This window comes from Enterovirga sp., assembly GCF_028290205.1.
Taxonomy (GTDB): domain Bacteria; phylum Pseudomonadota; class Alphaproteobacteria; order Rhizobiales; family Beijerinckiaceae; genus Enterovirga.
In genome coordinates this window covers 1-8,616 of the sequence record NZ_JAQGKF010000159.1, presented here as the reverse complement: position 1 = coordinate 8,616, position 8,616 = coordinate 1, and the positions used below count along the sequence as shown (strand labels likewise).

Here is an 8,616-nt window from a genome sequence, read left to right as displayed (position 1 = left end):
GCCTGGGCATCCAGCTCGCCTTTTCCATCGGCCGCGTGGCCCTGGGCTACGGCCTCGCGGTGATCGTGGCGATCCCGATCGGCTTTCTCATCGGCATGTCGCCCCTGATGGGCCGGGCGCTCGACCCCTTCATCCAGCTCCTCAAGCCGGTCTCGCCCCTCGCCTGGATGCCGCTCGCCCTCTACACGATCAAGGATTCCGGACTCTCGGCGATCTTCGTGATCTTCATCTGCTCGCTCTGGCCGATGCTGATCAACACCGCCTTCGGGGTCGCCGGAACCCGCAAGGAATGGCTCAACGTCGCCCGGACCCTGGAGGTCGGCCCCTTTCGCCGGGCGATCACCGTGATCCTGCCGGCGGCGGCGCCCACGATCCTGACGGGCATGCGCATCTCCATCGGCATCGCCTGGCTCGTCATCGTGGCGGCCGAGATGCTCGTGGGCGGCACCGGCATCGGCTACTTCGTCTGGAACGAGTGGAACAACCTCTCGATCACCAACGTGATCACCTCGATCCTGGTCATCGGCCTCGTCGGCATGATCCTCGACCAATTGCTCGCACGCGCCCAGCGCCTCGTCACGTTCCCCGAGTGAGCGCGATGGCCACCCTTCTCCCCTTCCGCTCCGGATCGTCGGACCCCACCGGAGGCGCGCCCGTGTCGTCCCAGAGCCTGCCCGCCTCCGACAAGTTCATCTCGATCGAGGGCATCGCCCGGCGCTATCCGGCGCCCGGAGGCGGGCAGACCGCCGTGTTCGAGAACCTGTGGCTGCCCATGCGGCGTGGCGAGTTCGTCTGCATGATCGGCCATTCGGGCTGCGGCAAGACCACGGTGCTCAACATCCTGGCCGGGCTGGAGGCGCCGAGCGAAGGCGTCGTCATCGCCGACGGACAGGCGATCGAAGGCACCAGCCTCGACCGCGCGGTGATCTTTCAGGGCCATGCGCTGCTGCCCTGGCGCACGGTGCTGGGCAACGTCGCCTATGCGGTCTCCTCGCGCTGGCGCAAGGCGCCGAAGGCCGAGGTCGAGGCCCGGGCGCGCAGGGCCATCGCCACGGTGGGGCTCGCCGGCTCCGAGCACAAGCGCCCCTCCGAATTGTCGGGCGGCATGAAGCAGCGGGTGGGCATCGCCCGGGCGCTCGCCATCGAGCCGAAGATCCTGCTGATGGACGAGCCCTTCTCGGCGCTCGACGCGCTGACGCGCGGCACCCTGCAGGACGAGGTCCGCCGCATCTGCGTGGAGACCGGCCAGACCGTCTTCATGATTACCCACGACGTCGACGAGTCGATCTATCTCGCCGACCGCATCGTGCTGATGACCAACGGTCCGCAGGCCAAGGTGGCGGAGATCGTCGAGAACCCGCTGCCCAAGACCCGGGACCGGACGCAGCTGCACCATGCGCCCGGCTATTACGCCCTGCGCAATCATCTGATGGACTTCCTCGTCACCCGCTCGAAGACCCTGCGGGACGCGACGCCCGCCGGCTACGACCAGCGCCACCCGCCCGTGGTCCGGCCCTCGCTCGGCGAGGCGGATGTCGCGGCCATCGCCGCCACCGAGCCGCCGGCCCTGCGGGCCTGACCCGAAGCTCTTTCCCTCTCCAGCAAAGGACCTGTCCCATGAAGCGCGAAGACCTCACCGAGAAGCTCCTCGACATCAAGCGCGAGAAGGGCTGGACCTGGAAGTACATCCAGGACGAGATCGGCGGCATCTCGCCGATCCTGATCACTGCCGCCTGCATGGGCCAGATGAAGCTGCCCAAGGCCCAGGCCGCCAAGGCCGCCGCGCTGTTCGGCCTGTCCCAGGCCGAGGAGCGCATGCTGAACGAGGCGCCCTTCCGCGGCTCCATCGCCCAGATGCCGCCCACCGACCCGCTGATCTACCGCTTCTACGAGTTGGTCATGGTCTACGGCACCACCTGGAAGGAGCTGATCCAGGAAGAGTTCGGCGACGGCATCATGTCGGCCATCGACTTCAACGTCGAATTCTCGCGCGAGGCCAACCCGAAGGGCGACCGGGTCAAAATCGGCATGTCGGGCAAGTTTCTGCCGTTCAAGTATTACGGCAACCAGCAGGGCGTGCCCGAATACGGCTTCAAGGAGGAGTAGGGCCGCCCGGTCCGCCGCCGCCCGGTTGACAGCGCGCCCTCGTCCCGGTCGGGGTCTGACCGATCAGGAGAGCGCGAGCTTGGCGAACAACACCACACCGGCGCGGGTCGCCGACCTCATGTCGACCGATGTCGAATTCATCGCGCCCGACGCGACCGTCGACGCAGCCGCGACCCTGATGGGGGAGATCGAGGTCGGCGCGTTGCCGGTGGGATCGGCCGAGCGCATCGAGGGTGTCGTGACCGACCGCGACATCCTGTACCGGCTCGTCGCCCGCGGGCGCGACCCCGCCCGGGTCACGGTGCGCGAGATCATGTCCCGGCCCGTCGTCTCCTGCCGGCCGACCGACGGGCTGCGCGAGGCCATGGACCTGATGGCCGCGAACCACGTCCGCCGCCTCGCCGTCCTGAGCGAGAGCGGCACGGTGATCGGCTGGCTGACCCTGGCCGACCTGTCGCGGCGCCTGCTGGTCGACGAGCCCACGGTCCAGGCCGCGCTGCACAGCCTGACCGAGGAGCCGGCCTGATCAAAGCCGGTAGCGGCGCTCGGCGCTGCGCAGCGCCGAGTTGGGGAGGGCCAGCCGCTTGGCCACGTAATCCGCAAAGGCGTGGCCGGCATCCCCGACCACGCCGTCGCGGGCTGCCACAAGCGCCAGCACGTAGGCGATCCCGGCGCATTCCGGGCTCGCCATGTCAGCGAGGGCCCGGGCAAGCGGCGGCGGGGCGTCCAGCGCGGCCTCATAGGCGGCCAGCGTGTCCGCATCCGCACCGGAGGCGTCGAGCCACTGCCGGACCCGCTCGGGCGCCCGGGCATCCGTGCCCGCGCAGGCCGCAATGGCCGCGAAGCGGGCGATCGGCTCGCGATCCTCGGCCGGGATGCGGGCGAGGTTGAGGCTTAGCGGCATCAGCGTCTGGTGGCGGTTTTCCAGCCAGCCGTGCAGCAGCTTCTGGGAGATCTCCTCCGTGAGTTGCCGCTCGGAGGGCGTCGGGTCGCGATGGCGCCGCCCGGGCGGCGGCTCGGCTGCGGCGGGCTCGGCCGGTGCGTCGGCGGGGCCCGACCCGGTAACCCGGTGCCGCAGCCGGTTGAGGAGACCGAACATCGCGAAACCCTCTTACGCCAGACCCGCCCGCAGGCCGGGGTCGAAGCGACTTCGGCATCCCGTCTATCCATTGGCCGGCGCGTCGGGTAGCTGCGACGTCTCTGCGCGGGCGGACCCTCGATGACACTGGATCAAGCGCTCGCTTTTGGCCTGCTCGGCGTGACGATCGCCGCGTTCGTTTGGGGACGGCTTCCCTACGACGTGGTGGCGTTGACTGCGCTCGCGGGCGGGATCGCCGTCGGCATCGTGCCGGCCGACAAGGCCTTTTCGGGCTTCTCCGACGATGTGGTGATCATTGTCGGCTGCGCGCTCGTGCTGTCGGCCGCGATCGCGCGCTCCGGCGCCGTCGAGACGCTCATGCGGCCGATCACCCCGCATCTCAGGACCACGAACGTCCAGGTGCCGGTCCTGGTCGGCGGCGTCCTGGTCCTCTCGATGGTGACCAAGAATGTCGGCGCGCTCGCCATCTTCATGCCGATCGCGCTCCAATTGGCGCGGCGGACCGGGACGTCGCCGTCCTCGCTGCTGATGCCGATGGCCTTCGCGTCCCTGATCGGCGGCATCGTCACGCTGGTCGGGACATCGCCCAACGTGATCGTGTCCAAGGTCCGGGCCGATCTGACCGGCCAGCCCTTCGGGATGTTCGACTACACGCCGGTCGGGTTGTCGATCGCCGTGGTCGGCTTCGTGTTCCTGTCGGTGGGCTGGCGGCTGCTGCCACGGGATCGGCGCGGCGCGGCCTCCATGGACGCGGCCTTCACGCTGGAAAGCTACACCACGGAGGCCCGGCTCGGCGACGACAGCCAGCTTGTCGGCCGCACGGTGGCCGAGGCGGAGGCCATGGACGAGGGCGATGTCCAAGTCGCCACCATCGTGCGGGAGCGCTTCCGCCGTTACCCGGCCTCGCCGGAGTTCCGTCTTCAGTCGGGCGACGTCCTGTTGCTGCGCGGCGAATCGAGCGATCTCGAACGGTTCGTGACCCGCACGGGGCTCCACCTTGCCGTGAAGGGGCCGGCCGACGAGGCCGCCATCATGGAGGGCGTGGTCACGGCCGAATCGACTCTCATCGGGCGCACGCCGGCGCAACTCGAGCTCGAGCGCCGTCACGGGCTCGGCGTGCTGGCCGTGAGCCGGCGCGGCCGGCGCATCGAGGGCCGCATCGCGACGACCCGCTTCCGGGCCGGAGACGTGGTGGTCATGCGGGGCGCGCCCGCCTCACTGCCCGAGACCCTCGGCGCCTTGCGCGTGCTGCCGCTCGCCTCGCGGGCCATCGCCCTCGGCCGCAACGACCGGAGCTGGCTGCCGGCCCTGGTGCTCGTCGTGGCCATGGGCCTTGTGGCCGCCCATGTGGTTCCGGTTGCGGTGGCCTTCTTCGGCGCCGTCGTGACCATCCTGCTGCTCCGCACGATGACCCCGCACGAGGCCTATCAGGCGGTGGAATGGCCCGTCCTGGTGTTGCTGGGCGCCCTGATCCCGATCTCAGAAGCGATCACCACGACCGGCGGCGCGGACGTGATCGCGGTGTGGCTGACTCGCCTCGTGCAGGATCTGTCGCCCGGTCTGGCGCTGGCCACGACCCTGATCCTGGCCATGGCCGTGACGCCGTTTCTCAACAATGCCGCAACCGTGCTCGTGATGGGGCCGATTGCCGCGCGCCTCGCGTCCAAACTCGGGCTCAACGCGGACCCGTTCCTGATGGCGGTGGCCTTGGGAGCGGCCTGCGACTTCCTCACGCCCATCGGCCACCAGTGCAACACCCTGGTGATGGGTCCGGGCGGCTACCGGTTCGGCGACTACGCCCGGCTCGGGCTGCCGCTATCCATCCTGGTCGTCGCCCTCGGCGTGCCGCTGATCGCCTTCTTCTGGCCGCTGCGGCCCCTCTGAACCGAGCCCCGCGTCCCGGCCGGAGGGATCGAAGGCGGGGCTCCGGCATTGTCGTCGGTGATACGACCGGAGGCGACCTGCCATGGTCCAGGACTCAACTTTCCAGGACAGCCCGCAGCGAAGGCGTTTCGAACTCACTGTCGGGCACGAGACCGCGTGGGCGGATTATGTGCGCGAGCCGGGTCTCCTCGTGATCCGCCACGTCTACGCCCCGCCGCCGCTGCGGGGCACCGGCGCGTCCGACCGCCTCATGAGCCAGGTCGCCGCCACCGCTCGGCAGGAGGGCCGGCGCATCGTCCCGCTCTGCGGCTATGCGGGCTCCTGGCTTCGGGCCCACTCGGCGCACCGCGACCTCGTGGCCGGGTGAGGGGGCATAACCGGGCTGCAACCGGCGCCGCCCTGCAGCGGTTGACGGGCGGCGCACGGCGAGGAGGTCCACCATGAGCAGCAAAGAGAGCGGGGCCCCGGCCCCGGAGGATGGGGCCACGGCGCGGGACGGACGGGCCGACAGCCCGAAACGTCAGGGCGACAAGCTCGCGGGCTCGGCCGGCGCAGCCCTCCCGGCCGATGCCTCGACGGAGGCCCGCCCGGGCGACAGCCCGAAGCGGCATGGCGACGAGCTCGCTCACGCGGTCGGAGAGGCCGCCAAACGCTGAGCCGATGCGGCGGGCCGAGACGGGCGGCACCGAACCGGAGCCGAGCCGCATCGACGGCCGCTCCGGCAGGAGGTAATTCGCCGGCATGCGCACGGCCGACAGCGACATCATCATCGTTCCGGGTCTCGGTGGCTCCGGTCCCGGTCACTGGCAGACCCGCTGGGAGGCGAAGCTATCCACCGCCCGCCGGGTGGAGCAGGCCGATTGGGACCGCCCTGAGCGGGAGGACTGGGTCGAGCAGATCGTCCAGGCCGTGCGGGCAAGCCGCCGGCCAGCGCTGCTGGTCGCCCACAGCCTCGGCGTGGTGGCCGTGGCGCATGCGGCGCCGGCCTTTCCGGCGCATCTCGTGCGCGGGGCCATGCTGGTCGCCATGCCGGACGTGGAGCGGCCCGATATGCCGGCGCATCTGCACGGATTCTCGCCGATCCCGCGCGAGCCTCTGCCGTTTCCGTCGCTGCTCGTGGCAAGCCGCAACGACCCCTACGCCGCCTATGAGCGCGCGGAGGATTTCGCCTTCGCCTGGGGTTCGGCGCTGGTCGATGCCGGGGAGGCCGGCCATCTCAACACCGAAAGCGGGTTCGGGCCCTGGCCGGAAGGGCTGCTGCGCCTGGCCGGGTTCATGAAGGGGCTCTGACCGGCGCCGCCGGCCGCCAAAACGAAAGAGGCCGCCCGAAGGCGGCCCCGAAGCGTCACGGAAGGCTGAGGCTCAGCGCGAGTAGAACTCGATGACGAGGTTCGGTTCCATCTGAACCGGGTAGGGCACCTCGCTGAGCGAGGGCACGCGGGTCAGGCGGGCCGTCATCTTCTGGTGGTCGACCTCGACGTAATCCGGCACGTCGCGCTCGGCGAGCTGGACTGCCACCAGGACGATCTCGAGCTGCTTGGACGAATCCTTCACCTCGACCACGTCGCCGGCCTTGACCAGGAAGCTCGGGATGTTGACCCGGCGGCCGTTGACCCGGACGTGGCCGTGGTTAACGAACTGGCGGGCCGCGAACGGGGTGGGCACGAACTTGGCCCGATACACGACCGCGTCGAGGCGGCGCTCCAGCAGGCCGATCAGGTTCTCGCTCGAGTCGCCCTTCATCCGGATCGCCTCGCCGTAATAGCGGCGGAACTGCTTCTCGGTGATGGAGGCGTAGTAGCCCTTCAGCTTCTGCTTGGCCCGCAGCTGCGTGCCGAAGTCGGACATCTTGCCCTTGCGGCGCTGTCCGTGCTGGCCGGGGCCGTATTCACGACGGTTCACGGGGCTCTTCGGGCGGCCCCAGATGTTCTGGCCCATGCGGCGGTCGAGCTTGTACTTTGATGCGGCGCGCTTTGTCATCGCGGTTCCTCTGGTCTGGTCATGGACCGGCCGGAGGAATACGGCAGCCGCCCGCGCGGCCTTGAGGCAGCGCGTCGTCCGATCCGCGGTTCCTCCCGCCGATAGTGCCGGAAAATCCGGCGGCGGAGGAACGCGCCCTCCTCTGCCCTTGCGGGCCGACAGGCTTCTCACCTCGAAAGGGAAAAACCACGGGTGCGTCAATGCAACCAGCGCCCTTGAAGAGCGCCGGTCGTGCAGGGTGGATAGGGGGTCGAGCCGGAAAAGTCAACGCGCGGCGCAGGGATGCGCCTGACTGACCGGCGTGGGCGAAAACCCCATTGCCGTCTTTTCCTGGGTCGGCGCGTCGCTACGCTCCTCGCAATGACGGCGCTGAAGGATCGGAGCCCCCTCACCCCAAAGCTTGACACCCCCCGCCGGACCTGTAACCCCGTCTTCAACACATACGCCTGCTTCAGAGACGCGATGACCCCGCTTTCCTTGGAACGTTCGACCTGGCCTCAAAACTTCACCTTCGCCGGGTTCCGCACCGACGATGCGGCGGGCGAGGCATATCTTATATACCGGTATGAGAACGGGCCGGAATTCACCGAGACCATCGTCTTCAACGCCCCCCTGCCCCTCCCCGGCTCGGCACTGCGCCCCGGTTTCGAGGCTGCGCTGGAGGCTTTGGCGCTGGTTGCCGGTGTCAGCTACTACAAGGCATTCCTGCCGAAGCACATTTCATTCGAGGGCCTGTCGCCAGACGCCGACCAGCGGCTGTTCTTCGAGAACCTGTATATCGACGGCCTCGGCGAATTCGGCGTGCGCAATCAGGTCGAGATCGCAAGCCATGTCGACTTCCACGTCTCCGAGGCGCGGCCCGGCACCCTCGTTCCCGCACATACGCCCCTGCGCCGGCGCTCGGCTGTTCTGATCGGCGGCGGCAAGGATTCGCTCGTCAGCACGGAAGCTCTGAAGTCCCAGGGCGACGACATAGTCCTCTTCGCGGTCAATCCGAAGCGGCCCATTCTCGAATGCGCCGCCGCCTCCGGCCTGCCTTTCATTCGCGTCGAGCGCCATCTCGACCCGCAGCTGTTTGCGCTCAATGAAGCCGGCGCGCTGAATGGCCATGTGCCGATCACCGCCATCGTCAGCTTCATCGCCATCGCGAGCGCCTTCGTGCATGGCTTCGATGCCGTGATCCTGTCGAACGAGCGCTCCGCCAACCAGGGCAACCTCGTGCGCGACGGGCGCGACATCAACCATCAGTTCAGCAAGACGGCCGGCGTGGAGCGCGATCTCGCGGCCTATGTGGCGCGTCATATTCACCCGCAACTCGCCTATTTCTCGCTGCTGCGCCCGCTCTCGGAAGCCCATATCGCGCAGTTGATGGCGCGCACGGACACATATGATGGTGCCTTCACGAGCTGCAATCGCGCCTTCCAGCTGCGCCCGAAGGAAGAGCCGAAGCGCTGGTGCCGCGATTGCCCGAAGTGCCGCTTCACCTTCCTGATGCTCGCCACCGCCATGCCGCGCCCGCGACTTGAGTCGATCTTCGGCGCCGACAT

The 8,616-nt window shown here is 69.0% G+C and carries 10 protein-coding genes and 1 pseudogene; 9 read left to right on the top strand and 2 right to left on the bottom strand.

Annotation, left to right across the window (positions count from 1 at the left end):
- The 4 genes from JWR86_RS11595 to JWR86_RS11580 all read left to right on the top strand — a co-directional run.
- Positions 1–593 (top strand): ABC transporter permease subunit (locus tag JWR86_RS11595; RefSeq protein ID WP_299565320.1); only part of this gene is annotated, 593 nt, incomplete at its 5' end.
- A 5-nt stretch (positions 594–598) separates the two neighbouring features.
- Complete coding sequence (locus tag JWR86_RS11590) at positions 599–1,579, top strand: ABC transporter ATP-binding protein (protein WP_299565316.1); 981 nt, start codon at positions 599–601, stop codon at positions 1,577–1,579.
- Between the two features lie 38 nt (positions 1,580–1,617).
- Complete coding sequence (cynS, locus tag JWR86_RS11585; RefSeq protein WP_299565313.1) at positions 1,618–2,106, top strand: cyanase; 489 nt, start codon at positions 1,618–1,620, stop codon at positions 2,104–2,106.
- A gap of 79 nt (positions 2,107–2,185) precedes the next feature.
- Positions 2,186–2,632, top strand: coding sequence for a CBS domain-containing protein (locus tag JWR86_RS11580; RefSeq protein ID WP_299565310.1), 447 nt, complete (start codon positions 2,186–2,188; stop codon positions 2,630–2,632).
- On the opposite strand, the gene JWR86_RS11575 is transcribed toward JWR86_RS11580, so the two are convergent.
- Positions 2,633–3,205, bottom strand: a complete 573-nt coding sequence (locus tag JWR86_RS11575) for a hypothetical protein (RefSeq protein ID WP_299565307.1) — start codon at positions 3,203–3,205, stop codon at positions 2,633–2,635.
- 120 nt (positions 3,206–3,325) lie between these two features.
- Between JWR86_RS11575 and JWR86_RS11570 the strand changes: the two genes are divergently transcribed.
- From JWR86_RS11570 to JWR86_RS11555, 4 genes are all read left to right on the top strand, one after another.
- On the top strand, positions 3,326–5,089 hold the full coding sequence (locus JWR86_RS11570; protein ID WP_299565304.1) for an SLC13 family permease: 1,764 nt from the start codon (positions 3,326–3,328) through the stop codon (positions 5,087–5,089).
- Positions 5,090–5,171: 82 nt separating this feature from the next.
- On the top strand, positions 5,172–5,456 hold the full coding sequence (locus JWR86_RS11565) for a GNAT family N-acetyltransferase (RefSeq protein ID WP_299565301.1): 285 nt from the start codon (positions 5,172–5,174) through the stop codon (positions 5,454–5,456).
- A gap of 73 nt (positions 5,457–5,529) precedes the next feature.
- Complete coding sequence (locus tag JWR86_RS11560; RefSeq protein WP_299565298.1) at positions 5,530–5,745, top strand: hypothetical protein; 216 nt, start codon at positions 5,530–5,532, stop codon at positions 5,743–5,745.
- A gap of 85 nt (positions 5,746–5,830) precedes the next feature.
- The gene (locus JWR86_RS11555) at positions 5,831–6,379 is read left to right on the top strand and encodes an alpha/beta hydrolase (RefSeq protein ID WP_299565295.1); all 549 of its coding nucleotides are present in this window, start codon (positions 5,831–5,833) and stop codon (positions 6,377–6,379) included.
- Between the two features lie 72 nt (positions 6,380–6,451).
- On the opposite strand, the gene rpsD is transcribed toward JWR86_RS11555, so the two are convergent.
- Positions 6,452–7,069 carry a 30S ribosomal protein S4 gene (gene rpsD / locus JWR86_RS11550; protein WP_299565292.1) on the bottom strand — a complete coding sequence of 206 codons (618 nt, stop codon included), beginning with the start codon at positions 7,067–7,069 and terminating at the stop codon, positions 6,452–6,454.
- A gap of 462 nt (positions 7,070–7,531) precedes the next feature.
- On the opposite strand from rpsD, the pseudogene JWR86_RS11545 reads away from it, so the two are divergent.
- Positions 7,532–8,616 (top strand): annotated as a pseudogene (locus JWR86_RS11545) (hypothetical protein); the annotation flags it as partial.